At 43.3% G+C, this 25463-nt stretch carries 20 protein-coding genes, 1 tRNA gene and 2 pseudogenes; 15 read left to right on the top strand and 8 right to left on the bottom strand.

What is annotated here, in order from left to right:
• Positions 1-20: 20 nt before the first annotated feature.
• The gene (locus H1A11_RS16870; RefSeq protein ID WP_165491376.1) at positions 21-188 is read right to left on the bottom strand and encodes a hypothetical protein; all 168 of its coding nucleotides are present in this window, start codon (positions 186-188) and stop codon (positions 21-23) included.
• Between the two features lie 325 nt (positions 189-513).
• On the opposite strand from H1A11_RS16870, the pseudogene H1A11_RS19280 reads away from it, so the two are divergent.
• From H1A11_RS19280 to H1A11_RS16835, 6 genes and pseudogenes are all read left to right on the top strand, one after another.
• Positions 514-1753: pseudogene (locus H1A11_RS19280) on the top strand (tyrosine-type recombinase/integrase).
• A 24-nt stretch (positions 1754-1777) separates the two neighbouring features.
• Entirely contained in the window at positions 1778-2860 is a 1083-nt protein-coding gene (locus H1A11_RS16855; protein ID WP_181757481.1) for a YhcG family protein, read from the top strand.
• A gap of 166 nt (positions 2861-3026) precedes the next feature.
• Positions 3027-3386 carry a hypothetical protein gene (locus tag H1A11_RS16850; protein WP_117599766.1) on the top strand — a complete coding sequence of 120 codons (360 nt, stop codon included), beginning with the start codon at positions 3027-3029 and terminating at the stop codon, positions 3384-3386.
• A gap of 78 nt (positions 3387-3464) precedes the next feature.
• Positions 3465-4754, top strand: a complete 1290-nt coding sequence (locus H1A11_RS16845; protein WP_181757480.1) for a PD-(D/E)XK nuclease family protein — start codon at positions 3465-3467, stop codon at positions 4752-4754.
• Position 4755: 1 nt separating this feature from the next.
• Positions 4756-5625, top strand: coding sequence for a hypothetical protein (locus H1A11_RS16840; protein ID WP_138345663.1), 870 nt, complete (start codon positions 4756-4758; stop codon positions 5623-5625).
• Positions 5626-6125: 500 nt separating this feature from the next.
• Positions 6126-6569 carry a hypothetical protein gene (locus H1A11_RS16835; protein ID WP_165491375.1) on the top strand — a complete coding sequence of 148 codons (444 nt, stop codon included), beginning with the start codon at positions 6126-6128 and terminating at the stop codon, positions 6567-6569.
• Here H1A11_RS16835 and H1A11_RS16830 read toward each other — a convergent pair.
• Positions 6566-7360 carry a hypothetical protein gene (locus tag H1A11_RS16830; protein ID WP_138345665.1) on the bottom strand — a complete coding sequence of 265 codons (795 nt, stop codon included), beginning with the start codon at positions 7358-7360 and terminating at the stop codon, positions 6566-6568. The genes H1A11_RS16835 and H1A11_RS16830 overlap by 4 nt on opposite strands.
• 587 nt (positions 7361-7947) lie before the next feature.
• On the opposite strand from H1A11_RS16830, the gene H1A11_RS16825 reads away from it, so the two are divergent.
• From H1A11_RS16825 to H1A11_RS16815, 3 genes and pseudogenes are all read left to right on the top strand, one after another.
• Entirely contained in the window at positions 7948-8109 is a 162-nt protein-coding gene (locus H1A11_RS16825; RefSeq protein ID WP_158562817.1) for a hypothetical protein, read from the top strand.
• Positions 8110-8300: 191 nt separating this feature from the next.
• On the top strand, positions 8301-8642 hold the full coding sequence (locus H1A11_RS16820) for a hypothetical protein (RefSeq protein ID WP_117964259.1): 342 nt from the start codon (positions 8301-8303) through the stop codon (positions 8640-8642).
• Positions 8643-8700: 58 nt separating this feature from the next.
• Positions 8701-9614 (top strand): annotated as a pseudogene (locus H1A11_RS16815) (transposase).
• A 119-nt stretch (positions 9615-9733) separates the two neighbouring features.
• Here H1A11_RS16815 and H1A11_RS16810 read toward each other — a convergent pair.
• A tRNA-Leu gene (locus H1A11_RS16810) sits at positions 9734-9817 on the bottom strand.
• A 157-nt stretch (positions 9818-9974) separates the two neighbouring features.
• Between H1A11_RS16810 and H1A11_RS16805 the strand changes: the two genes are divergently transcribed.
• Entirely contained in the window at positions 9975-11060 is a 1086-nt protein-coding gene (locus H1A11_RS16805; protein ID WP_117599773.1) for a mannose-1-phosphate guanylyltransferase, read from the top strand.
• 98 nt (positions 11061-11158) lie between these two features.
• Here the strand turns inward: H1A11_RS16805 and H1A11_RS16800 are convergent, their stop codons facing one another.
• The 3 genes from H1A11_RS16800 to H1A11_RS16790 form a co-directional block, all read right to left on the bottom strand.
• Positions 11159-11551, bottom strand: a complete 393-nt coding sequence (locus tag H1A11_RS16800) for an HIT family protein (RefSeq protein WP_117599774.1) — start codon at positions 11549-11551, stop codon at positions 11159-11161.
• A gap of 49 nt (positions 11552-11600) precedes the next feature.
• Positions 11601-12065 (bottom strand): transcription elongation factor GreA, encoded by a 465-nt coding sequence (gene greA, locus H1A11_RS16795; RefSeq protein ID WP_005824394.1) that lies wholly within the window; start codon positions 12063-12065, stop codon positions 11601-11603.
• A 190-nt stretch (positions 12066-12255) separates the two neighbouring features.
• On the bottom strand, positions 12256-13407 hold the full coding sequence (locus tag H1A11_RS16790) for a thioredoxin-like domain-containing protein (RefSeq protein ID WP_117599775.1): 1152 nt from the start codon (positions 13405-13407) through the stop codon (positions 12256-12258).
• A 207-nt stretch (positions 13408-13614) separates the two neighbouring features.
• Here H1A11_RS16790 and pnp point away from each other — a divergent pair, with 207 nt between their 5' ends.
• From pnp to H1A11_RS16765, 5 genes are all read left to right on the top strand, one after another.
• Entirely contained in the window at positions 13615-15759 is a 2145-nt protein-coding gene (gene pnp / locus H1A11_RS16785; protein WP_117599776.1) for a polyribonucleotide nucleotidyltransferase, read from the top strand.
• 171 nt (positions 15760-15930) lie between these two features.
• Positions 15931-16503 (top strand): RNA polymerase sigma-70 factor, encoded by a 573-nt coding sequence (locus tag H1A11_RS16780; protein WP_117599777.1) that lies wholly within the window; start codon positions 15931-15933, stop codon positions 16501-16503.
• Between the two features lie 97 nt (positions 16504-16600).
• Positions 16601-17536 (top strand): FecR family protein, encoded by a 936-nt coding sequence (locus H1A11_RS16775; protein ID WP_181757479.1) that lies wholly within the window; start codon positions 16601-16603, stop codon positions 17534-17536.
• 164 nt (positions 17537-17700) lie between these two features.
• Positions 17701-21048, top strand: coding sequence for a SusC/RagA family TonB-linked outer membrane protein (locus H1A11_RS16770; RefSeq protein ID WP_181757478.1), 3348 nt, complete (start codon positions 17701-17703; stop codon positions 21046-21048).
• Between the two features lie 12 nt (positions 21049-21060).
• Positions 21061-22662 (top strand): SusD/RagB family nutrient-binding outer membrane lipoprotein, encoded by a 1602-nt coding sequence (locus H1A11_RS16765; protein ID WP_181757477.1) that lies wholly within the window; start codon positions 21061-21063, stop codon positions 22660-22662.
• Here the strand turns inward: H1A11_RS16765 and H1A11_RS16760 are convergent.
• On the bottom strand, positions 22659-24863 hold the full coding sequence (locus H1A11_RS16760) for a sodium-translocating pyrophosphatase (RefSeq protein WP_117599781.1): 2205 nt from the start codon (positions 24861-24863) through the stop codon (positions 22659-22661). The two genes, H1A11_RS16765 and H1A11_RS16760, sit on opposite strands and share 4 nt — an antisense overlap.
• 237 nt (positions 24864-25100) lie before the next feature.
• On the bottom strand, positions 25101-25421 hold the full coding sequence (locus H1A11_RS16755) for a heavy metal-binding domain-containing protein (protein ID WP_117599782.1): 321 nt from the start codon (positions 25419-25421) through the stop codon (positions 25101-25103).
• Between the last annotated feature and the right edge of the window lie 42 nt (positions 25422-25463).

The raw sequence follows: 25463 nt of genomic DNA, 5'->3' as shown, positions 1-25463 counted from the left end.
ATTTTCAAATCAGTAATGTCCTAAGCAGTATAAACAATCCACTTGCGACCATCAAAATTATTGTTCTGGAAGGAAAACCACTCCTTGCTCTTCTTGGTAAAAAAACGTCGTATACCCTCTTGCGGAATCCCCGCCTTGACCAGCTGCTCTTCATCCTCTTTCCTAATTAAAGCTACAGCCTCTGGCATTGTTTCAAAATCCGTCTAGTCTATAGCCTCTTTGGCCGAATATTCAAAGAGTTCCTCTGCCTTTTTATTCCCAAAAGTATAGCGCATCTCATCATTTACATTCTTCACTTTTGTTGTAATGAGAAGATTATCAAGAATGCCTTCCAATATTGCGGATACCCCTCTCCCGGTTCCTTTCCCTCATTTTTTTCATCCGCCTCTTTTTACGTTGGTCCCATCTACTGGGATTGAAACCCAAAACAAAAATGTTTCAGCTATGTTTCAGTAGAAAAAGACAAAACCCTTGTAAAATTTTGATTTATAATAGATTTGTCTACATCCTTTCATGCCCAGACCAGGTACAAACCATAGAAATCATAGGAAAACGAAAGAAAATCCGAAATTGGAGCAAAATAAACTTTCGGATGGCAGAATCAGCCTTTAGTTGGAGTATTATTTAGGTAGAGAGGAAAAGCCCGTATTAGATGAAAACGGCAATCAGGTATATTACGAAAGTGGCAAGATGCAAGGAAAGCCAAAGTTCGCAGTCAAGCATCACAGGCGAAAAGAAAACCTTAGCCTGTATCTGATAGACAAGCCACATACTCCAGCTGAATGACAACAGAACAAGGAAACTTTGGAACTCGCTTCAAAAATACGCGCAGAGCGTGAGCAGGAGTTTAAGGAGAATATGCTTGGCTACCGCTTAAAGAAAGACAGGACGGTTAATTTCTTGGATTATTATCAAGCATACATAAACAGTTATACAAAGAAAGACATTCGCATGGTGCAAATTGCACTTAGCCGTTTCAAAGACTTCTTGAAAGAGAAATACCCCATGAATGAGTGTAGCATTAAACCGGAACTCATCACCAAAGAAATGATGGAACAGTTTGTAGCTTATCTGCAATCCCGAAGCATTGGTGAAGGTGCTAAAAGCATTTACCAGCGTTTCAAGAAAGTTATTCGCTATGCAATAGAGCATGATGTAATGCTGGAAGACCCTTGCAAAGATGTTACCTGCAAAGTGGATAGTCAGATGCTTCGGAAAGATGTGCTTTCGCCCGAAGAAATACAAAAGTTGGTGGCTTTTCATTATAACAACGAAAACCCTACAGCCAGACGAGCGTTTATCTTTTGCCTGTATTGCAGTCTGCGCTTCTGCGATGTAAAAGACCTTACTTTTAAAAATGTGGATTATGCTAACTGATTATTGAAGTTCGAGCAAAGCAAGGCCAAGGGACATTCTGCCAGTAGGTGTGGTTATTTCTTTGAATGACGTTCTATTGTCTATCATTGGTGAAGCTCCGGCAGATAAGAACTGTTTGATATTCGATTTGCCTACATACGAAAGCTGCTGCAAATCGGTTAAGCGTTGGGTAAAAAGAGCCGGAATAGACAAGCATACAAGCTGGCATTGCTTCCGGCATTCTTTTGCCGTGAACATTCTGAACAATGGGGCAAATATCAAGATCTTAGCCAATCTTTTAGGACACAGCGGATTGAAGCATACAGAGAAATACACCCGTGTGGTGGATAAATTGAAAGAGGAAGCAATAAACAGCTTGCCTGAACTAAAGTTTTAACCACAAAAGATTATCTTTGCGACTATGAACTTTGAAGCATTAGTAAAACATATCAGCACGATACAGAACACGTTGCAGGCACAAGCCGCACACGCTGTAAACCTTGCCCTTACTTCCCGTAACTGGTTTATGGGTTGCTATATCGTGGAATTCGAACAGAACGGAGAAGACCGTGCCACATACGGTGAACAACTGTTGAAAAAGCAGGAACAACGGCTGAAAACAAAAGGTCTGAATGAACGTAGATTCCGTGAATTTAGACGGTTATACCTTGTTTATCCACATCTGAAAGAACAAGTATTACACTACATCATGGCAGGAAATGAAATTCGGCACGCGGCAAGTGCCGAATTACAACAATCTGATAAAGAGTATAATAAATGGATAAATCCAGCAACAAAGATATTCAATAAAATACCTTATACCCACTTAAAACATATCGCAAAAATAGACAACCCGGTAAAACGTGCTTTCTATGAAATGGAAACAATTCGTAGCTGCTGGTCTGTCAAAGAATTGGAACAACAAATAGCGTCTTTATACTATGAGCGTAGCGGACTATCCAAAAATAAAGAAGCCCTCTCCGCTTTAGTACAGCAACAAGCGACCTTATTACAGCCTAAAGATGTTATCAACACCCCTGTTACCTTAGAGTTCTTAGAATTGAATGAACGTGCCTTAGTAACAGAAAACGATCTGGAGCAATCTATTCTTGATAACTTACAACACTTCCTGCTGGAAATGGGGCATGGATTCTGCTTTGAAGCCCGACAAAAACGTATCTTGATTGATGAAGATTACTTCTTTGCCGACCTTGTATTCTATCATCGCATCTTGAAATGCCATGTCATTGTGGAATTAAAGATAGACAAGTTCTGCCATGAATACGCTTCACAGCTGAATATGTACCTTAATTATTTCAAGGCAGAGATAATGCAGCCGGACGACAATCCACCTATCGGTATTCTGCTTTGTACGGAAAAGGGAGATACATTAGTAAAATATGCCACTGCCGGATTAGACCCGAATATCTTCGTACAGAAATATATGATAGAATTGCCGAGCGAGGAAGAAATCAAGAGGTTTATATTAGGAGTAAATTTTTAATCTTTCATTGAGGACTCCTATTTGTATTTCAATGTTAATTATGTTAAAACATAAAAATAAAACAAACACAAACATTTTAACCATGTATTATTCATATCCGACAAACTCCTGAAATAAATTAAAGAGGTAAACAAAACATTTATCAACCACATATTCATTAAAAGCTATGAGCCACAATATGATTTTGAACTGCTTTAACATCAACTATTTCTTTTTGGATTTTGGAAATGGATATTGTGTAGAAATGCCTTCAGACAAAAAGGATCTTGATAAATTACTGGATTATCTTTTTTCTCAAAAGGTTGAATGGAAATTTTACGCCACACTTACAGGAAGAAAATGGTTTCATGGAATATATATAACTTTCAAAAATAGAAAACACTTAGAAGTTACTTCTATCATGAAAGACATCTGCATGATATTAAAAATAGACTCTTATTGCTTATGTGAGAATTATACACAATCAATTATAGACATCGAGGGAGATGTAATTGCATTTGCTGATTTTTCAGAGAAGCAAGAATAAGTTATCCTCTTATCAGCCAATTAAGAATGTACAAAAGACAAACATCTGAATTTTATAAGTATAAAACTACAGGAGAAAATGAAGAAATTGATACAACTATTCAATGAAATACATCTAATCATTGAAAAACATGAATATATACGGAAAGAGAAAGGAGACAATTATAATCTTTTCAAAGTAATCAATATGACCAGTGACGAAACAAGAGTACATTCAGCCATGATAGCGGATTTGCTGAATCCGAATGGACAGCACCAAATGAAAGATGTGTTTCTCAAATTATTCATTGAGCGTCTGAATGGGCAAACAGACCATATTGTTTCTTTCACTTGCGATAATGCCAAAGTGGAATGTGAAAAATATATCGGTCCTAAAACAGATACAGATGGAGGAAGACTCGACATTTACCTCACGGACGGGATAAACCATATTGTCATTGAAAACAAGATTTATGCGACTGACCAAGAGAATCAACTTCTTCGGTATCATAATTTTCTGAAACGATGTTCAAAAAATAAGAATGATACACTGTTGCTATACTTGTCTTTAGACGGTGAAGTACACGATATTGATAAAACCACAGGTGGCGAAGAAATAACTTTCTTTACCATATCCTATGCCGATTTTATATTAAACTGGCTGACTGATTGTCGCCACAAAGCAATAGACAAGTCTCTGATACGGGAAGGAATAGCACACTATTTGAACTTAATCAAAATATTGACACACCAAATGGATAAAGAAAAGAATGAATTAATCAATTTGATTAAAAGTAACCCGAAGTATATCAGTTGTATATCTCAATACAAGGATGCCATACGAGAAGTAGAAATTAGTCTGCAAATCGATTTTTGGAGTCAACTGGAAGCGGTCATTGAAGAAAAAGGTTATGAAGTAATTAAAGAATCTTTTAGTGACTACAAATATGCTCTCGACAATCATGAAGACTACATACGCAGATATTATGAAAATAACAATAAATACCAGTCTCTTGAATTTAAGCTAAAGACAATCGGTGATGATTACCAATTAATGTATGCCGTTCAAGTTGACTGGCGTACATATAGCGGTGTTATACTGAGAGATAAAGAGGGGAAAACAGTCAGACTCTCAATCGCCAAAGAAATACAAAACAAAGAAATACAGAAAGTTATAAATGAAATTAATAAGATTATAGAAGATTTTCATAATGACAACAGATATCATTCGAGTGATTCTTGGCTTTTATGGGAATATACCCATCCGACTATCAATTTCCGAAATCTGAATGACGGAGATAGCCAACGACATTTAAGTAGGATGAAGGAAACGATAGAAAGCATAAGCAAAGATATTATTGAAAATATAAACATGATATTAAAAGAATAGCATGAAAAGATCTTATAAATTTATTGTAGCCAGCGCAGGATGTTTAAGCGCTTTTCTGGTAACTCAAAAACTGGATGGTGCAATACAAAGGGAATGGTGGGAGGTATTTATCCCTATATGGTGTGCAATACCTGCATATTTTATAATTACCAGTCTTTTTATATTTATACGTAATGTATTAACTTCAAGAGATACTTCTGTAGATGAAATATTTGATGGTGAAAGTTATATATCTTCCTTGCCGTATTTTCTTACATTTCCCTTAATGTTTCTACGCTATAACAATCTGATTGTCATGCCGTGGAAGTTTATATTAATCCCTTATTTACCGATGCTTTTAGTTATAATAATCATGGGCATTGCCTTTTTGGTCTATATACCATCTGCAATAAAGAGCTCCTGTAGAGAAAAAGCCCTGAAGCGGTTTCCCCCTGAAGACTTAGAGAAACTGGACTGGGAAAGCATGAAACATTGCCTGCTTGACATAAAATCAGAGCTTCCTCAGTTTGAGTTCAGTGAACCCAATTGGGATTACAGCCGCAAATACACCATTGAAGCCCGAAAGAACGGGTACATCGTAGGATCTGGGTTCTATTTCCGCAATAATATATATGCTGTTTGTACGTATATATATGGACGCGATGTAAGCCAACTGGATATAGAAGGATTTACGCTCAATCCTAACAATTCGTGGGACTACTTTTCGTGGCTTATCTGGACAGAAGATGAGTACTCCGAATCGCGTTTCAAAAAAGAAATAATTGTACGATTGAAACAGATTAAACCGTTTTTTATATCAAAACAACAAGAAAATGAGAATACGATACCGTCCCTGGAGCAAACTCCAAACAGCTCTATACCGCATAATTGACCCAAATGTAGGATTTCAGATACATTGCATAACATACCCAATGCGTAGCAAGACTGGATATGCTAACGACGACATGCCACGTTATTGGATTACCATAGGAAAAAAAATCATATGGGACTATCCCCAAATATTCACCAAAGAAGAACTGAGAGAACAGTTTTATCCTTGGATGGGAGATACATCCGATATTTCTTGCTTAATTAGAGAATATATTGATTGTCCTGATTGGGAATTACTCACTCATTCATTTGAAGACCGATGGCACTTAGTACCCATACTGATAGCGTGCGATAAACGCATAGGTAAAAGACGCTTGACTTTACTTTTGAAGCAAGACAATTTTGCCCAAGTACATTGGATTATCCGAAAAAGATTGGGCACCTCCCTACTGATTTTGTAATCTATTTTATTTGTCAAACTCCCGGTTCATTCATTTGCATCGGGATATTTTTTTACTAAAACTATCAATTATAGAAGCATTATTTGTATTGGAAATAAACGTGTTCTACAAAAAGCGCAGAAAATCTCGTGAAGATTATCCTGAAATTGAAATCCAAAGAGAAAGATTCTCATATGACCTTTGTCCGGAAGAAGCCCGCCGGTTGATACCTGCAAATATAACTTTGCTTGAAGATTGCGGCATAGAATATGACGGCATTACCTTCTACGCTATTTCCTGTAGGATGATTCAGCAAATGCAATGGTTGGGAGAAGAATGTGGATTGTCTTATAAAACGGATTTTTTGATTACCCACATTCCCCCGAAAGGTATATTGGATGAAGATACGGGTAGCGAGATATTGAAACAAATAATTTTAGAGCGCCAACCGAAATATCATCTTTTCGGCCATGTGCATTATACAGGAGGACTATGGGAAGAAAAGTGGAGCACAAAGTTTGGCAATGTCTCCACCTTTCAGGCACTTTGCAAAACAAATGATTAATCCGAGTTATAGCGTTTCCCGTTTTGGTCTATAATATGTTGACATACCAGATGGGCTTCTACCCAAAAATCATTTAACCGCAATAAGTCCGGAATGGAGTAAGGTTTGTGAGTGCAAATGTCATGTATGGCATGACACACGATAATATGCTTCAGTTCCGGACGGCGTAAATGTCCTTCTGCCCATGTCACTCCATCATCCCATACATCCACACATTGTAACTGCTCATCTGTCATATCCGATGTGTTTTTGGGTGAATAATTACAAGAACATTCTTCGATTTCGGGAAGTCCCCCATTGTATTCTTCAAGTAAACAACAACAAATTAGTTCTATCATGTAAGCAAAATCGGAGCCATAATAGCTGTCTTCCGGCAATTCCAATATAGACTCCACCCCACAGAACACATACCTCAGTGTACCACAAATGACATAATCGTCATCAAAAGATTCATCTTTGGGGCTATTAATCAATGTACGATAGAGGTTTGCCATGCGATGATACATCTTCTTGGTCAAACTATTCAGCAATTCGTTTACCGCTTCAAAGCGTTTGATTTCCTGCGAAGTGGCTTGAAACATCTGGTTGAGAAGCAAACTTCTTGTACCTATCAGATCTTGTATCTTTTCTATCTGTACTGCACCAATGTGCCTTAAATCAAGGCTACCCTTTTCCTGTTCGCCCATGAGCTTTTTGATTTCCGCTTCCACTTCCAATAACAATGCCCGTTTCTTGTCCACATCATTTTCTTGATAGATGTAATCCGCCAAATTGTCTGCATATAAATCCATAATCGTCTTATTTATTTAATGATTTAGACTTTGAGGTTGAGTATATCGCATAAAAAAGGCTTTGAGTATTTCCGTATATCATGGGAAATGAGCAAATTAGATGTGATAAAAAACATTACTCAAAGCCATGAGCAAAATTACAAAAATTCCGTCAGAAATCCGCAATTTTTTCAGTGAGAAACGTCGCAGTGCCGTTATGGACTCATTTACACACCTACTTGAAAATGTCAACTTGGACTGTCGTAGTCTTGGTGGAATGAAGCGTGACAACTGTCAGCTCACAAACCACCAGGTGTTCCCAATATTAGTGTTGCTTCCATTCTTTGCAATAAAAGGGCTCTCACATTACGATGGTTCTGTCCTAAGCCGGATGTTTGGTCGAAAAAAGGATGCACTGTATTCCTATTTGTCACAAGACGACATCAACTGGCGAAAGGTGATATACCGCATAACCAATTGGCTTCTAATGAAAGTGACAATGCGGAACGATCACAAGAAAAGCAAATTGCCGACAGTACTGATAGCAGATGACACAGACCTTCCTAAGGCAGGCTTTCACATGGAAGCCATTAGAAAAATTTTCTCACATGTACACCATACGAAACAAAGTTCTATTTGAGTATTTAGAAGTCGTGACGGTTGTGGCTGAAATCACTGAGGCTGGGGCTGAATCTGAAGATTTGAATATGCAGGTCATTGAAAACGACAAGAGGTTGGCTGCTCTTAAAGCCTACGCTATGACAGCCTAAGTCTAAATCCGAAACTTGAGTTAAGTTATTATATACACCAATGGATTGCTTGAACAGGAAGTTTCCGAAATAGTACGCATACAGCGCACTTATACCAATATGGGACTGTACAACAACGATAAGATGGGTCAATGTAAAAACCTGAGGGGTAAATTTATAAGTTATTATCTTTGTCTCCAAATTCATAGCTTATGGAGTTAAACGGTTATCGCCTTCTTCTTCCTGAAGGCACTTTAGAGTACTTTGATCTTGTTGATGTGAAGGAAAGCGTGAATGAAGTTGTGATCTACCTTGAGGAAAAAAATATCGTTCCTGAGAAGTATACAGATCAGGATACTGAGAGTAAAGGCTTTTATGATCCTGTTATTGTTCAGGATTTCCCTCTTCGTGGCAAGAAGGTCTTCCTTAATATTCGTCGTCGTCGCTGGCTCTTAAAGAAGCATAATGAGTATATCTCTCGTAACTGGCGTATGGTGGCTGAAGGTACTCGTATGACGCAAGATTTTGCGTCTTTTTTAAAAGAACTATATTGATAGCTATCCGATCAGTTGCAAGCTCTTAGGTGTTTTATATGGAGTTGACGGAGATTTATTGGAGCGTCAATACCGTAACCATCTAAGTGGTTATCTCCATTGGGACCAACTTGTTCATGCAGAGGATTGGCTACTATCCGAAAAGAATATCGGTGCTTATATCTGTATTGATGGGGTAGCCCTCTCGCGTGGAGAACTCTATACTGTACTGATCAATAAAGAAGCTCACGGTGGTAAAGGTAGTATGATTGCTATCATTAAAGGTACGGACGTTCATACGGTCACTTCTGTCCTGCTTAAGCTATCCCGTCGCCGCCGTTACCAAGTGCGCGAGATTACTTTGGATATGGCTCCTAACATGGAGCAGATTGCCCGCATCTGCTTTCCTGCGGCCAAACGTGTTACCGATCGCTTTCACGTACAGAAGTTAGCTTATGAGCGGTGCAGGAGATGCGTGTAAAAGCTCGCTGGGAGGCTTTGGATGAAGAGTCCACTCAGATTGCTTATGCAAAGGCCTGTGGAAAGATGTATCATGCACCTGTTTTCGTTAATGGAGATACAAGAAAGCAGTTGTTAGCGAGAAGCATTTATCTGCTTTACAAGAAGGAAGCCTTATGGACTCAGTCTCAAAAAATACGAGCTGAAATTCTTTTCAAGGAATATCCCGATATAAAGAAAGGATATTATCTGTCTATGCGGTTAGGCTTAATCTATCATCAGTGTAAGTTTAAGGATATTGCTTTGACAAGGCTGGCAAGGTGGTATGATGAGGTAGATAAATCAGGGTTCCTCACCTTTGGAAGGGTCGCACGTTCTATACAAACACATTATCTGAATATAATCAATTTTTTTGAAAGGAGGGCAACCAATGCTGCAACAGAGTCATTCAATGCTAAAATCAAAGCATTTAGAGCACAGTTCAGAGGAGTAAGAGATAGAGCTTTTTTCTTATATAGACTTGCTAAATTATAGGCTTAAATATAAAATCCCTCAGATTGTTACGTTGACCCTTGCCCCCCATCAGCAAACCAACGAGTTACGAGGAGTAGAAAAGAAAAACGGAGAGAGTTTTTCAACTTTCTCCGCTTCAGTACCCAGACCCGGGGTCGAACCGGGATGGAAGTGAATCCACTGGTGTTTGAGACCAGCGCGTCTACCGATTCCGCCATCTGGGCATGTTTGATTTCTCAAATGCGGTGCAAAGATACAGCTTTTTTCTAAACCTGCAATACTTTTCCTAAAAAAAGGCGAAAAAAACGATAAAACCGACTTGAATCATTCCTTGTTTGTAAAATATGCAGTACATTAGCAGAAACTTTTAAAATCAATAGCATGGTAACCAATAAGGATAATTTCTGTGTAATTATGGGCGGAGGAATCGGCAGCCGTTTCTGGCCATTCAGCCGCAAGACACTTCCAAAACAGTTTCTGGATTTCTTTGGTACGGGACGTTCCTTGCTGCAGCAAACCTTCGATCGCTTCAAGCAGGTAATCCCCATGGAAAATATACTTATCGTAACAAATGACTTATATGCCGACCTTGTAAAAGAACAGCTTCCCGAACTTAAACCCGAACAGATTCTACTGGAGCCGACACGCAGGAATACAGCTCCCTGCATCGCGTGGGCTTCCTATCATATCCGCGCCTTGAATCCGGACGCCAATATAGTGGTAGCTCCTTCGGACCACTTAATTCTGAAGGAAGGCGAATTTCTGGCCGCTATCGAAAAAGGACTGGACTTCGTTTCCCAATCCGATAATCTGCTGACACTCGGTATCAAGCCCAACCGTCCAGAAACTGGATATGGTTATATACAAATAGCCGAAACCGCTGGTGATAACTTCTACAAGGTAAAAACCTTCACTGAAAAGCCCGAACTGGAACTGGCAAAAGTATTCGTGGAAAGCGGAGAATTCTATTGGAACTCCGGTCTGTTCATGTGGAACGTAAATACCATCATTAAGGCAAACGAAGCCCTGCTGCCCGAGCTGACATCCAAACTGGCCCCTGGCAAAGATGTGTACGGAACAGCCCAGGAGAAACAATTCATTGATGAGAACTTCCCGGCTTGCCCCAATGTATCTATAGACTTCGGCATCATGGAAAAGGCTGACAATGTATATGTATCATTAGGCGATTTCGGTTGGTCTGATTTAGGAACCTGGGGGTCTTTGTATGATTTGTCTCCTAAAGATGAGGCAGGCAATGTAGCTCTAAAATGTAAATCACTCATCTATAACAGCAAGGACAATATCGTGGTGCTGCCCGACAACAAACTTGCAGTTATCGACGGTTTGGAAGGTTATCTCATAGCCGAGTCGGACAATGTATTACTGATTTGCAAGAAGGATGAAGAACATACCATCCGCAAATATGTGAATGACGCCCAGATAAAATTGGGAGAAAAATACATTTAAATTAAGAATTAAAGGATAGGTGCCGAAGGTAAAAATAGCGGGAGTTGGAACTCATCCAACTCCCGCTTCCGTTTATTTAGGGGAGGAAAATAAACCGGTTAAAGCGCTGCACGGATGGCTTCCGCCACAGCTTTGAATTCTTCGTCCGTCAGTTTCAGTTTGGGATTGGAAAAAAGCATATCTTTTTCGTTCTGCATAGGAATCAGATGTATGTGCGCATGAGGCACTTCCAGCCCCAATACCGCTTCTCCTACCTTTCTACACGGGAAGGCCTTGCCAATGGCAAGCGCCACTCTCTTGGCGAAAACATGCATCGCCGCCAAATCCTCATCATTCAAATCGAAAATATAATCTACTTCCTGCTTGGGAATGACCAATGTATGACCTTTTACCAACGGATTGATGTCAAGGAACGCAAAGAATCTGTCATCCTCCGCCACCTTGTAGCAAGGTATTTCACCTGCGATAATTCTACTGAATATTGTTGCCATAGCTATAAATTATAAAATAAGGCAAGCCCGTATGCGGACCTGCCTTCCTTTAAAATGATATGTTCACTACTTCCAGGTTAATCATGCCCTGCGGAACTTTGATTTCTGCGATGTCACCTACTTTCTTGCCAAGCAGACCTTGTGCAATCGGAGTATTCACGGAAATCTTTCCTTCCTTCAGATTGGCTTCACTTTCGGAAACGATGGTATAAACCATCTTCATGCCATTCTTCACGTTCTTAAGCTCTACTTTATTAAGAATCTGTACAGAATCGGTTTTCAACTTCGACTCATCAATAATCTTGGCGTCGGCAATGGTCAGCTTCAAATTGTTAATTTTCATCTCAAGCATACCTTGAGCTTCCTTGGCAGCGTCATACTCTGCATTTTCCGACAAATCACCTTTGTCACGCGCTTCGGCAATGGCAGCCGATATTTTGGGACGTTCCACCGTCTCCAGGTGTTTCAATTCGGCCATTAATTTCTTGTAGCCGTCTTCTGACATATAAGCCATACTTTTTCCTCCTTAAATGTTATGTTAGTTTTTAATGGTACTATAAACAAAAAAGAATTCCAACATGGTCAGCATGCTGGAACCCTCTTTCCGATTTTCCTTTGCAAAGATAGCCTTTTATGCAATGCGTGTCAAGCATAAAAGGCTGCTTTGTAACATATTTAAACGAAAACTTCTTATTTATAACATGTTACAGCAATGCTTTCACTGCCGCCTCCAAGTCTTTAACACTCTCTCCACGGGCACTCAACTCATTGTTCTTGTTAACCAGGAACACAGAAGGCACATTCTTCACATTATAAGAAGCCGCTATAGACGAATAAATTCCATTGCCGTCGCGCACACAAATCCAAGGTAGATTGTCGGCAGTTGTTTTCCAATAGTGCTCGTCTGCATCCAGAGAAACCTGATAAATTTCCAATCCCTGGGCAGCATACTTGTCGTACAAGTCACGCAACATATAATTATGTGTAGCAGAAACGGCACTCTGATAAACAGTGAAGTCCACAATAACAGCCTTGCCCTTCAATTCGCTCAACTTACGTGTATTGCCCTTCATGTCACGTAGGTTAATGTCGATGATGCCGGTTTCGGAAATTGCCTCTTCAGGGATTTCCACCACCTTCTGTTGCGGAGTACGGGTATTCTTCATTCCCTTTATTACAATGTTGTAGAGGTTCTTGGAACGGTCTGCATCCGGATAATAATTGTTCAGGCTGGTTGCCACGGCTGCAAAACACTTAACGTCTTCCTTATTGTTCAGAGGGTCGAAAATCAAATAATTATTCAACTTCTGAAACAAGGCGAAATAGGCGGCAGCCGTATTGGGAGCGGCAAAAATATAGCTGATTTTCACTTCATCCTTATAGTTCTTCAATAAAGAGGCGAGACTATCCTCAAAAACATCAGCGCCTATCTTATGTGCCTGCACCGACTGCAGCAATGCATTCACATTGTCCTGAAGCTTCATCTGCTTCAACGTCAAGTCCTTTATCTTCGAGCTGTTCGGAGAACCTTCGACCGTATAGGCAGTGGCAAAATCGGTATAAGGTGCCCTTACCAAAACCGTTTCCGTCGAATCTACCGAGAAATTAATAACCTTGTCATCTACCCGCAAACGATAGAATTCCGGAGACACCGGACGTACCTGCTTGAAGTGGAAAGAACCATCCCCTTTCAGTTTTACAGAATCCAAAGGAACAATACCTTCCAATGCCGAGGCTTCCAAATAAAGCATCTTGCCGTCGGCACCAGACACTTCACCCTCTACTTTGAATTTAGGTTCGGAATTACATGCACCCAATGCTATTGCAGCAAGTGCCATAAAAAAGATTTTCTTCATATCGTATCTTCAGTTTTGTTTTGCAAACGTGCCTGCAAATATACTTCTTTTCAAGTTCAGTCAAAGCATTTTCCCACGTTCTTACATATAGAAAACAGCAAAAAACAACTAAATACAAACTTTTTATCTCATTCCCACCATTTTACATGAATAAATTATGTATCTTTGCACGAATTTTGAAAGAAAATTAGATATAAAACATTTTTTATGATTAACCCAATTGTTAAGACGATCGAGCTTCCTGATGGCAGAACCATCACGCTCGAAACGGGAAAGCTGGCAAAACAGGCAGACGGTTCTGTAATGCTTCGTATGGGCAATACCATGCTTTTAGCTACTGTTTGTGCCGCCAAGGACGCAGTTCCCGGAACAGATTTCATGCCATTACAAGTAGAGTACAAAGAAAAATTCTCCGCATTCGGACGTTTCCCCGGCGGTTTCACAAAACGTGAAGGACGCGCTTCTGACTACGAAATCCTCACTTGCCGCCTCGTTGACCGTGCTCTCCGCCCCTTATTCCCTGATAATTTCCATGCAGAGGTATACGTAAACATCATTCTTTTCTCGGCAGACGGCGTAGATATGCCCGATGCTCTGGCCGGACTCGCTGCTTCTGCCGCACTTGCAGTTTCAGATATCCCCTTCAACGGACCTATTTCCGAAGTACGCGTAGCACGCATCAACGGACAATTTGTCATCAACCCTACCTTTGAGCAACTGGAGCAAGCCGATATGGATTTGATGGTGGGCGCCACTTATGAAAACATCATGATGGTGGAAGGCGAAATGGACGAAGTTTCCGAGCAGGACTTGCTGGAAGCTATGAAGGCCGCACACGAAGCCATTAAGATTCAGTGTAAGGCACAGATGGAACTGGCAGAGGAAGTAGGCTCTACCGTGAAACGCGAATATTGCCACGAAGTGAACGACGAAGAACTTCGTAAAGCCGTTCACGACGCTTGCTACGACAAGGCTTATGCCATCGCCGCTTCCGGAAACAAGAACAAGCACGAACGCATGGATGCTTTCGATGCCATCCGCGAAGAATTCAAGGCACAGTTCTCCGAAGAAGAATTGGAAGAAAAGGCAGCCCTCATCGACCGTTACTATCATGATGTGGAAAAAGAGGCGATGCGCCGTTCCATTCTGGACGAAGGCAAGCGCCTTGATGGACGTAAGACCACCGAAATCCGTCCTATCTGGTGTGAGACCAGCTACCTGCCCGGCCCTCACGGCTCCGCTATTTTTACACGTGGCGAGACACAGTCTTTGTCTACAGTGACTTTAGGTACCAAGTTGGACGAGAAGATTATCGACGACGTATTGGAACACGGAAAAGAACGTTTCCTTCTGCACTATAACTTCCCTCCATTCTCTACAGGCGAAGCTAAGGCACAACGCGGTGTAGGCCGCCGTGAAATCGGTCATGGGCACTTAGCATGGCGTGCCTTGAAGGGACAGATTCCCGCAGACTATCCGTACGTAGTACGCGTAGTATCCGACATCCTCGAATCAAACGGTTCTTCTTCCATGGCTACCGTATGTGCCGGAACTTTGGCATTGATGGATGCAGGTGTGAAAATCAAAAAACCGGTATCAGGTATCGCCATGGGATTGATTAAGAATGCAGGCGAAGACAAATATGCCGTATTGTCCGACATCCTCGGTGATGAGGACCACTTGGGCGACATGGACTTCAAAGTGACCGGAACAAAAGACGGTATCACCGCCACTCAGATGGATATCAAAGTGGATGGTCTGTCATACGAAATCCTTGAAAAGGCTTTGCTGCAGGCTAAAGAAGGCCGCGAATATATCTTGGGAAAAATTACCGAGTGCATCGCCGAGCCTCGCGAAGACCTGAAACCTCACGCTCCGCGTATCGAGACAATGACCATTCCTAAAGAATTCATCGGTGCTGTCATCGGTCCTGGTGGAAAGATTATCCAAGGTATGCAGGAAGAAACCGGTGCCACCATCACAATTGAAGAAGTGGACAACATCGGTAGAATCGAAATCGCCGGTACCAACAAGAAGAGCATCGATGATGCTATGCGTATCATCAAAGGCATTGTGGCTGTCCCTGAAGTAGGCGAAGTCTACAAAGGCAAGGTACGCTCCATTATGCCTTACGGCGCATTCGTTGAATTCCTGCCGGGTAAGGACGGTTTGCTCCATATCTCCGAAATCGACTGGAAACGTCTGGAAACAGTGGAAGAAGCCGGTATCAAGGAAGGTGACGAAATCGACGTAAAACTTCTCGACATCGACCCGAAGACCGGAAAATTCAAGCTGTCACGTAAAGTATTGCTTCCAAGACCGGAAAGACAAGAAAGACCGGAAAAGAAATAAGAAATCTCTTATTCTTTAAGCATATAAAGCCTGGTGGAGCTCCATCAGGCTTTCTTTTTGTCCATACAGCCAGAATGGCTCCGAAAAAACAAGGCACAATGCTTGCATATTCCAAAAAGATTATGTTTTTTTGCTATATAAAGCCTTATATTCCATAAAGAACCTCAATTAATGTCCGGTTTAAGGAGCCTACATACTATGAATCTTTTCTCACGCTTTTTCCAGGAAAACCAAGAAAAGTTTTTGGCCTTTGCTTATTCTTATCTCAGGGATAAAGCGGAAGCGGAAGACGTTGTGATGGAATCCATGATTGCCCTATGGGAAAATCGAGACCGCTGGGAAGAAAATAGTAACCTGCATGCCCTGCTGCTGACCATCATAAAGAACAAAGCCCTGCACGTACTCGAGCACAAGCAGGTGCGTCTACGGGCGGAAGAAACCATCAGTAGCCACAACCTGCGCGAATTGGACTTACGTATCTCCACCCTGAAAGCCTGCGAACCAGACAAGATATTCAATACGGAAATACAACATATCGTAAATAAGACCTTGCAGGAAATGCCCGAACAAAGCCGGAGGATATTCATGTTGAGCCGATACCAGAACCTGGCAAACAAGCAGATTGCCGATAGCCTGAACATATCACTTAAGACCGTAGAGGCACACATCACCAAAGTGCTGCGAATTCTCCGGCTGAGACTGAAAGATTATCTTATAACTATACTCATTATATTAATATCCTAAAAAGATGCCTCTACGGAATAGGGTTACCGCCCACTTTCCGGTTATATATACAAAAGGTAAAAAGAGCACATTTTAGAAAAGAAACAAATTATTGACAATGAACCAAGAGCTATTATATAAATATTTCAAAGGTATTACTTCCATTGAAGAAGAAAAGATGATACTCGACTGGGTAGACGCCTCGGATGAAAACCGGGACACCTTCCTGAAAGAGCGCATGATATATGACATTTCCTTGTTCTCGGACAAACAGGACAACAATGAAAAGAAAACGGTGCGCATCATGCCGATGCTCCGCTGGACGGCCCGCATAGCCGCCGTCACCATTGTCGCCATAGCCGGTTATTTCATCACCTCCGACTTTCTATATAACAAGGAGGTACAATTGCAAACAGTCACCGTGCCTGCCGGACAACGGGCGCAGATTACCCTTGCCGATGGAACGCGCGTATGGCTGAACTCCAAGTCTACCATGAAATATGCCGCCAACTTCGGACGCAACGAACGGAATGTGGAGCTGGACGGAGAGGCCTACTTTGAAGTAGCCAAAAACAAGAGTATCCCATTCTATGTACATACAGAAACGAACAAGGTAAAAGTTGTAGGAACGAGTTTCAATGTTTGTGCCTATAGTGGGAGTCATGAGTTCGGAACCACATTGGTAGAAGGTGTCGTCGATATCTATCCGGCCAACAGCAGCCAGATAATCACCAGGTTGCAGAAAGAAGAGGTATTTCTCAATGAAAATGGAAAATGCAGAAAGACCGTCCTTCCTTCCTATGAATATCTACGCTGGAAAGAGGGACTATACTGTTTTGACGACGCCCCATTCAGCGGCATCCTCAGTAGACTGGAGAAATACTATAACGTAAAAATAACCGTTGCCAGTCCCCAACTGCTGAACTACAGCAGCTTTACCGGCAAGTTCAGAGAGCAGGACGGTGTCGAACACATACTGCGGACCATCTCGAAAGACCATCCTTTCAAGTTCCGCATCAACGAAGAAAAGGACTCAATTGTTATATATGAGTAAGAAAAAAGATCGGAAAGTACCCCCATACTTTCCGATCCGAAACAGTCAAAAATCGACCTTAATCAATTTATTAACTTAACACAGTGACAAAGATATGAGAAAAATTTTGTTGATGAGGCTTTTTTATCTAAAAAAATTAGATTTTAAGCAATTATTGCAAACCTATGAAAATCACATTATTCCTTCTCCTGCTTGTTATATTTCAGGTATACAACGGGAACTGCTACTCTCAGAATGCCAGGGTCAGCATTCAAAATGCCCGGCTGAGGGTAGGGCAAGTTCTCGAGCAAATTGAGTCGCAAACAGAATACTTATTTGTATATAACAAACAGAACGTCGATGTACACCGTACCGTCGACATCCATGCAAGTAACCAAACTGTTTCCGAAGTACTTGACCAAATGTTCAAAGGGACAGACATCAAGTATGTGATGGAAGGCAAAAACATCGTTTTAACCAAAAACAGCAGGAGTGCTGAGGATAAGACAGACACTCTGCAGGAAATGGCTACTGTAAGAGGAAAGGTGACGGACTCCAGAGGTGAACCGATTATCGGTGCCAACATTCTTGAAAAAGGGACCGCCAATGGTGTTATCACCAATACCGAAGGAGAATTTAGCATGAATATCCCTCCTTATGCCACTATTGTCGTATCCTACATCAGTTATGAACCGCAAACCATTGCCCTGAACGGTAGAAACAATCTCCACATCCGGATGGAAGAAAAGAACCTCACCCTGGAGCAGGTAGTGGTAACCGCCATGGGTATCCAGAAGAAAATGTCCTCATTGACCTATTCTACCCAACAGATAAGCAGCAGTGAGCTGACCCGTGCCAAAGAACCGAACATGATTAATACACTGGCAGGAAAGACGGCCGGAGTACAAATCAACAAAACCGCCAATTTAGGAGGTTCTGCCAAAGTCGCCATCCGCGGTGCACGCTCTGCATTTGCCAGCGGCAACAACCAGCCCTTGTACGTAATTGACGGTGTTCCTATGCTGAACAGCTCAACAGAATCCACCTCCACCGTAATCGGCGGTAACAACGATGGATTGAACCGTGATGCCGGTGATGGGATTTCCAACCTGAATCCGGACGATATAGAAAGCATAAACATCCTGAAAGGTTCTTCTGCCGCCGCACTTTATGGCTCGCAGGCAGCTAATGGTGTCATTCTGATCACCACTAAAAAGGGAAAAGCCGGACTGCAGCGCGTTACATTCTCCTCCAACCTGACCGTGAGTCACGCCATCAGTACCCCCGAATTCCAAAATACATACGGTCGCAACGAAGATGGCGGTACGGCAAGCTGGGGTACAAAAAGCAATGTAACCGACTATGACAACATAGGCGAGTTCTTCAGCAATGGCATCACGACTTTCAATTCGCTGGCCATCACTACCGGAAATGAAAAAGTACAAACTTATTTCTCATACGCTAACACCACGGCTAAAGGAATTGTGGACAACAACAAGCTACAGAAGAATAACCTAAACCTACACGAAACGGCCAGCCTCTTCAACAACAAGCTGAAACTGGACGGCATTGCAACACTAATAACCCAAACCGTCAAGAACTCCCCTGCTACCGGCGGCTATTATCTGAATCCGCTGGTCAGCTTGTACAGTTTCCCACGTGGCGTAGATATGAGCACTTACAGAGAAAACTTTGAAACGTGGAATGCCGACCGCAATATGATGACACAAAACTGGATTGAAAAGAATGGAGATGGTACCGTCAGTGAATGGGGACAGAATCCCTACTGGTTGAAAAACCGCGTGCTCAGTAGCAACAAGCGATATCGCGCTATCGCATCGGCCAGCGCCAATCTGCACATTACGGATTATTTCAGCCTGCAGGCACGGGGTAATGTGGATTATATCAGTGATAAATTCGACAATAAGATGTATGCCACTACAGCTCCCAACATCGCCGGCAAATACGAGGACAAGGAAAACGGACGTTACATCTGGTCGGACAGCCAAGAAATCCAAGTCTACGGTGACGTAATGGCCTTGTTCAACAAGGAATTTGATGACTTCTCCCTCAACACGGCACTGGGTGCCAGCATCAACATGAGTAAAGTCAACTCCCTGACAATAGACTCAAGGCTTGCTTCCCTCTACAAACCGAATGTATTTACCGTCCCCAATGTAGTGATGGACTCCAAAGCAGCCGTAAACCAGAGCATCGACAGCAAACGCACGCTCCAATCAGTATTTGCCACCATGCAGTGGGGCTGGAAAGGATTACTATACCTGGACATTACCGCACGTAACGACTGGTCATCCACACTGGCCTACACGGACAGCAAGAATACCGGATTCTTCTATCCCTCCATAGGGGCTACCTGGATTCTTAACAAAGCCTGCTCCCTACCCCAATGGATAAGTTTTGCCAAAGTGCGCGCTTCGTGGGCGGAAGTCGGTAATGACCTTCCGATAGGAATCACCAATCCGGTAGACATCATCATGGTAGGCGGCAGTATCAATGTAAATACCGTAGAACAGCGTGGTGACCTAAAACCGGAAATCAGCAGCTCCATCGAATTCGGTACAGAATGGCGTTTCTTCCACCACCGATTCGGGATGGACTTCACTTGGTATCAGACCAATACCAAGAATCAGTTATTGAGAATGGACAACCCCACGGGCTCCACCTACAAATACCGGTATGTCAATGCCGGAAAAATACGCAACCAAGGCTTTGAGCTGACGGTAGACGCCACTCCGCTACTATACAGAAACTTTTCGTGGAAGAGTCTCATCAACATGTCCGCCAACAAAAACAAAGTAGTGACCCTGCATCCTGACTATCCGGAATTTTCCTACTACGAAGAAGGTTTCAATGCTGGCTATCAGATGCGCGTCAAAGAAGGAGGTAGCCTGGGGGATATTTATGGAAATGCTTTCCGCCGTAATGAGGATGGCAGCATCATGGTTGATGAAACCAGCAAAAGGCCTTTGGGAAATACCGGAAACAAGGATTTGCTTGGGAATGCCAATCCTGACTTCACGATGGGATGGAGCAATACACTTACCTACAAAGACCTGGAGCTCTATTTCCTGATAGATTTCCGCTTCGGCGGCGAAGTCATGTCACTGACACAGTCCGAACTGGATGCCAACGGCGTGACCAAAGTCACCGAAGAGGCCCGAACCCGGGGATATGTAGAATACCAAGGACAGAAGTTCAACGACCCGAGAGCATTCTACAGTGCAGTAGGCGGCAGAAATGCCATCTCCGAATATTATATGTACGACGCAACCTGCATCAGACTCCGTGAAGTATCACTGAGCTATTCTTTCCCGAAAACGATACTGGAAAATAGCAGATTCATAAAGGGAATCGACGTATCATTGGCAGCGCGCAACTTGTGCTTTTTCAAGAAGGAAGCACCGTTCGACCCCGATGCAGTGATGTCCGTAGGCAACAACAATCAAGGAGTAGACGTGTTTGGCATGCCTACTACCCGGAATATCGGCTTTAACCTAAGATTTACCTTTTAAAATGAATACCTTATGAAAAACAAGTGCATCATATTCCTTTTCTGCCATAGCATGCTGCTGCTTACAGCTTGTACCGGTGGTTTTGAGAATGACAACGAAATCAAAGGAGGTTTCTCGGATGACAAAAAGGAAATAGACTTCCAGAACTTGACTGCTCCATTCGAACCCATACAGTCGGGTATCTACTTCAATATAGGTTCTGTAGGCTTGAACTGGGTATGGCAGATGACACAATCCCTAAACCACGACATGTTCTCCGGCTACTTCATGGACCCTATTCCTAAATTCATGAAATCCAACGCCTGCTACAACCTGAACTCCGGCTGGACCAATGCTGCATGGCAATGTACTTACGGATATGTCTACACGGAAGTGCAGAAGGCAGAAAAGAACTTTTATGGCAATGACAACCTGAAAGGCTATCTCGGCATTACTGAAATCTTGAAAGTAGAACTGATGCACCGCATTGCCGATACATATGGTCCGCTGGTCTACCACCAATTGGGTGAGGTACCCCGGGTTTACGGACTGCAGGAAGCCTATACACGTTTCTTTGCAGACCTGGACGAAGGGCAGCAATTGATAAGGGAATACCTGGACGAAGGAGGTGACAACAACAAATTCAAAGAGTATGATATGCTGACCAACGGCAAGACCTTGAAGGACTGGTTGAAGTTTGCCAACTCACTGCGTTTGCGCCTTGCCATGCGCATCTCCAATGTGGATGCAACACTTGCCAAAGACCAAGCAACCAAAGCACTGAATGACAATCAAGGTGTACTGGAAGGTGCAAGGGAAACCATCGCTGTAATGGGCAAGAACTATATCAATCCTTTGTGTGCCGTTGCCGGTTGGGGTGAAGTCTACATGAATGCCTCGATGGAATCCATTGTCAACGGTTATGAGGACCCGCGTGGCAAGAAATGGTATAACACCGCCCTGCTCGAAGGTTGTAGAGAGCAATTGTTAGGCATTCCCATCGGTTTACCCATGAAAGACGGTGACGCCAACATTTACAGTTCCTGCTCTTCCCTCAACACAAGCACCATCGGCGAAAAGACCGGAGCCGTATTGATGAGTGCGGCAGAAGTCTGGCTACTCAGGGCCGAAGCAGCCCTCCGCGGCTATACCAAAGAAAATCCCCGCACATGCTATGAATACGGGGTAAGTACTTCATTTACACAGTGGGACTGTGCCGGTGCTTCCGAATATCTGGAAAGCGACAAAACCCCTGCCGATTATAAAGATGTAATCTCAGGCGGCAAGGTGGGCAAGGACATGAAAGCCTTGATTACCATCTCCCCAAAATGGGAAGAAGATGCAGACATAGAGACAAAACTCGAAAAGATTATTACCCAGAAGTGGCTGGCATGCTGGCCCGAAAGTTATGAGGCATGGGCCGAGCAACGCCGTACCGGATACCCAAAACTTTTCAAGGTCCAAAGCAACACCGGAAAAGTGATTGATACGGATATCATGATCCGCCGCCTTCCGTTCTCGACGGACGCCGCCACTGCCGACCCGGCACAATACGCTACCCTCACGGAAAAACTGGGTGGCGCAGACAATGGCGCCACCCGCCTTTGGTGGGATACGGGGAAAAACTCTTTTTAGAACAGACTCCACGCAACCGTAAGCCCTGCCATCACAATGGCTACCATGCTCATCAGCTTGATCAGGATATTCAAACTTGGACCGGATGTGTCCTTGAACGGGTCTCCTACGGTGTCACCCACGACTGTAGCCTTGTGGACTTCACTGCCTTTGCCGCCAAAGTTGCCTTCTTCCACATACTTTTTGGCATTATCCCATGCACCACCGGCATTTGCCATGAAGATAGCAAGCACGAAACCGCTACTCAATCCGCCAATCAGCAGGCCGAGTACACCGGGAACACCGAAAATAAGTCCCGTCGCAATCGGAGTAATGATAGCTATCAGTGACGGAACCACCATCTCGCGTTGCGCCCCTTTCGTCGAGATTGCCACACAACGCTCATAATCAGGCTCCGTCTCTCCCGTAAGGATTCCCTTGATTTCGCGAAACTGGCGGCGCACTTCGTCTACCATATGGGCCGCCGCACGACCTACCGCATTCATCGTCAATCCACAGAAAAGAAATGCCATCATCGAACCCAGGAACATACCGGAAAGAACTTTTGGATTCATCAACGTCACATCATAGTGATGCATAAAGTCGAAGAAAGTGGCATCTTGAAGAGCCACGGCATCGCCATGAGGAAGCGACAATTCGGTAGCCCCGAGGCGGGTCAGCCCAATACGGATTTCCTCGACATAAGAGGCCAGCAAAGCCAATCCCGTCAAAGCGGCGGAACCGATGGCAAAGCCTTTGCCCGTAGCAGCTGTAGTATTACCCAAAGAGTCGAGCGCATCGGTACGCTTACGCACCTCCTCACCCAGACCGGACATTTCCGCATTGCCACCCGCGTTGTCGGCTATCGGTCCGTAAGCATCTGTAGCAAGCGTGATGCCCAATGTAGAAAGCATACCTACCGCGGCAATGCCAATACCATAGAGCCCCAGTCCCACATTAGAGAAGTCGAAGCCCGAAGCAAAGAGATAAGAAGCAATAATACCCATCACCACGGCAATCACCGGAATAGCCGTAGATAGCATTCCCAAGCCTATACCGGAAATTATAACTGTTGCCGGACCAGTCTTTCCGCTTTCACTCAGCTTTTGGGTAGGACGGTAGGATTGGGAAGTATAGTATTCCGTAGAACGCCCAATAATAATGCCTACTATCAAACCTACTATCACGGAGCAGGAAATCCACAGCCAATTGTCCAGTTTCAGCAACCACAAGATAAAGAAAGTGGCAATGACTATCAGAATAGAGCTGAGATTAGTACCGAAAGCCAGTGAGTTCAGCAAGTCCTTCATCTTCGCATTCTCTTTGGTACGCACGGAGAAGATGCCAATAATGGAAAGCAATATTCCGACGGCTGCAATCAGCATCGGAGCGATTACGGCCTTGAACTGCATCAGCGTATCACCCGAGTGGATAAAAGCCGCAGCACCGAGGGCAGCCGTAGCAAGGATAGAACCGCAATAACTTTCGTACAAATCAGCCCCCATACCTGCCACGTCGCCTACATTGTCGCCTACATTATCCGCAATCGTGGCAGGATTACGCGGGTCGTCTTCGGGGATACCGGCTTCCACCTTTCCCACAAGGTCGGCACCTACATCGGCAGCTTTTGTATAGATACCGCCACCTACGCGTGCAAACAATGCCTGCGTGGAAGCGCCCATGCCGAAAGTCAGCATGGTAGTGGTAATGATGCAGAGTTTATGGGTGGGAGTCATTACATCTTCCGGAATTACAGCATTCAGCAACAGATACCAGAAAGATATATCAAGCAAGCCAAGGCCAACCACTACCAGTCCCATCACCGCACCGCTACGGAAAGCCACGCGTAGTCCGGCATTCAGCGATGTGCGTGCCGCATTGGCAGTGCGAGCCGATGCGTAGGTGGCCGTCTTCATACCCAGAAAACCGGAAAGTCCGGAAAAGAATCCTCCGGTAAGGAAAGCAACCGGTACCCAGGAGTTCTGCACTCCGAAACCGTATGCCATAATGGAGAAAAGGATAACCAGCCCCAGAAATACCCAGCCCACAATCTTGTATTGTTGGCGGAGGTAAGACATAGCACCTTTGCGCACAGCAGCGGCAATCTTAATCATCTGAGGGGTACCCTCACTTTCTTTCATCATCTGACAATGGAAATACCAGGCAAAGTAAAGTGCCAGAACGGAAGCGGCTGGAACCAGCCAAAATAGGATTTGGTCCATAGCATTTATTCATATTAAAAGGTTGAACGAAAGCCTAAAATTATTGATTTGAAGCGAAATATGCAAACAATTAGGCTCTTTTATGCACTAGTTCCATTTCTATAAATAATAAAGACCTCTATCTATAAAAAAATAGATGATGTATCCCCCTAAAATGTATCGTTCATTCTTGGGAAACACATCATCTGTTCAGGTCAAATACATCATCTGTTCGATTAAAATAGATGATGTATTTTATTATTCCACCGTTACAGCCGTACCGCAGGCTGTAACCATCAGCATGCTGCCACTACCTCCTACCGTTTCATAATCCAGATCTACACCAATCACGGCATTGGCACCCATAGCACGGGCATTTTCCTGCATCTCACGCAAAGCTGTCTCCTTAGCTTCGCGTAGCACTTCTTCATAAGAGCCGCTTCTCCCACCTACCACGTCACGGATGCTGGCAAAAAAATCGCGGAATACATTGGCACCGATAATCGTCTCACCGGAAACGATGCCATAATAGCGGGTGATACGTCCACCCTCAATAGTCGGGGTTGTTGTTACTAACATAATTCATTTTTTTTAGTTGTTGATATATTAGACGCAAGGAAT

Source organism: Bacteroides sp. CACC 737 (assembly GCF_013874375.1).
Taxonomy (GTDB): Bacteria; Bacteroidota; Bacteroidia; order Bacteroidales; family Bacteroidaceae; genus Bacteroides; species Bacteroides uniformis.
Note: the sequence above shows the minus strand (reverse complement) of the source record. Positions and strands in the feature narration are given on the sequence as shown.

What these genes read in the sequence shown, in the direction of transcription:
- H1A11_RS16850 (WP_117599766.1), top strand. Translation starts at nt 3,027, where the DNA reads ATGAGCCACAATATGATTTTGAACTGCTTTAACATCAACTATTTCTTT.
- H1A11_RS16870 (WP_165491376.1), bottom strand. Translation starts at nt 188, where the DNA reads ATGCCAGAGGCTGTAGCTTTAATTAGGAAAGAGGATGAAGAGCAGCTG.
- H1A11_RS16770 (WP_181757478.1), top strand. Translation starts at nt 17,701, where the DNA reads ATGAAAATCACATTATTCCTTCTCCTGCTTGTTATATTTCAGGTATAC.
- H1A11_RS16805 (WP_117599773.1), top strand. Translation starts at nt 9,975, where the DNA reads ATGGTAACCAATAAGGATAATTTCTGTGTAATTATGGGCGGAGGAATC.
- H1A11_RS16855 (WP_181757481.1), top strand. Translation starts at nt 1,778, where the DNA reads ATGAACTTTGAAGCATTAGTAAAACATATCAGCACGATACAGAACACG.
- H1A11_RS16755 (WP_117599782.1), bottom strand. Translation starts at nt 25,421, where the DNA reads ATGTTAGTAACAACAACCCCGACTATTGAGGGTGGACGTATCACCCGC.
- greA (WP_005824394.1), bottom strand. Translation starts at nt 12,065, where the DNA reads ATGGCTTATATGTCAGAAGACGGCTACAAGAAATTAATGGCCGAATTG.
- H1A11_RS16840 (WP_138345663.1), top strand. Translation starts at nt 4,756, where the DNA reads ATGAAAAGATCTTATAAATTTATTGTAGCCAGCGCAGGATGTTTAAGC.
- H1A11_RS16775 (WP_181757479.1), top strand. Translation starts at nt 16,601, where the DNA reads ATGAACCAAGAGCTATTATATAAATATTTCAAAGGTATTACTTCCATT.
- H1A11_RS16820 (WP_117964259.1), top strand. Translation starts at nt 8,301, where the DNA reads ATGGAGTTAAACGGTTATCGCCTTCTTCTTCCTGAAGGCACTTTAGAG.
- pnp (WP_117599776.1), top strand. Translation starts at nt 13,615, where the DNA reads ATGATTAACCCAATTGTTAAGACGATCGAGCTTCCTGATGGCAGAACC.
- H1A11_RS16765 (WP_181757477.1), top strand. Translation starts at nt 21,061, where the DNA reads ATGAAAAACAAGTGCATCATATTCCTTTTCTGCCATAGCATGCTGCTG.
- H1A11_RS16760 (WP_117599781.1), bottom strand. Translation starts at nt 24,863, where the DNA reads ATGGACCAAATCCTATTTTGGCTGGTTCCAGCCGCTTCCGTTCTGGCA.
- H1A11_RS16845 (WP_181757480.1), top strand. Translation starts at nt 3,465, where the DNA reads ATGAAGAAATTGATACAACTATTCAATGAAATACATCTAATCATTGAA.
- H1A11_RS16825 (WP_158562817.1), top strand. Translation starts at nt 7,948, where the DNA reads ATGTACACCATACGAAACAAAGTTCTATTTGAGTATTTAGAAGTCGTG.
- H1A11_RS16830 (WP_138345665.1), bottom strand. Translation starts at nt 7,360, where the DNA reads ATGGATTTATATGCAGACAATTTGGCGGATTACATCTATCAAGAAAAT.
- H1A11_RS16790 (WP_117599775.1), bottom strand. Translation starts at nt 13,407, where the DNA reads ATGAAGAAAATCTTTTTTATGGCACTTGCTGCAATAGCATTGGGTGCA.
- H1A11_RS16780 (WP_117599777.1), top strand. Translation starts at nt 15,931, where the DNA reads ATGTCCGGTTTAAGGAGCCTACATACTATGAATCTTTTCTCACGCTTT.
- H1A11_RS16800 (WP_117599774.1), bottom strand. Translation starts at nt 11,551, where the DNA reads ATGGCAACAATATTCAGTAGAATTATCGCAGGTGAAATACCTTGCTAC.